The sequence below is a fragment of the Ralstonia sp. TCR112 genome (genome assembly GCF_007997035.1).
GTDB classification, from domain to species: domain Bacteria; phylum Pseudomonadota; class Gammaproteobacteria; order Burkholderiales; family Burkholderiaceae; genus Ralstonia; species Ralstonia edaphi.
This window is the reverse complement of record NZ_VOSS01000110.1, coordinates 1-533: the sequence shown is the minus strand read 5'-3', so window position 1 is coordinate 533 and position 533 is coordinate 1. Positions and strand designations below refer to the sequence as shown.

Annotated in this window: 1 pseudogene; it reads right to left on the bottom strand. The window is 66.6% G+C overall.

Annotation, left to right across the window (positions count from 1 at the left end):
* A pseudogene (locus FUT88_RS22640) lies at nucleotides 1–533 on the bottom strand (AMP-binding protein); the annotation flags it as partial.

Below are 533 nucleotides of genomic sequence, written 5' to 3'. Positions count from 1 at the left end.
ACCCTCGCGCCACGACGGCGCGCGTTCACCAGCGCGGTGTGAACGATGGGCGCTGCGCAGTAGTGCGTCACGCCTTCGTCGCGCATGAGGTCGAACACCAGCTTCGGCTCGAATTTGCGCAGGCAGACATTCACGCCTGCGCGCGCCGCGATCGTCCACGGGAAGCACCAGCCGTTGCAGTGGAACATCGGCAGCGTCCAGAGGTAGACCGGATGCTTGGGCAGATCCCACTCCAGGATGTTCGACACCGCGTTGATGGCCGCGCCGCGATGGTGATAGACCACGCCCTTCGGGTCGCCCGTGGTGCCCGAGGTGTAGTTGAGCGCAATCGCATCCCACTCGTCGGCGGCAGCTGCCAGGTGTAGTGCGGGTCGCCGGAGGCGAGGAACGTTTCGTAATCGGTGTCGCCAAACGGCTCGGCCTGCGGGCCCAGGGCATCGTTCACGGCAATCACCTTCAGGCCGGGAATCTCCAGCGCCATCTGGCGGGCCACGTCGGCAAACTCGGTGTCGGCCAGCAGCACGCGCGCCTCG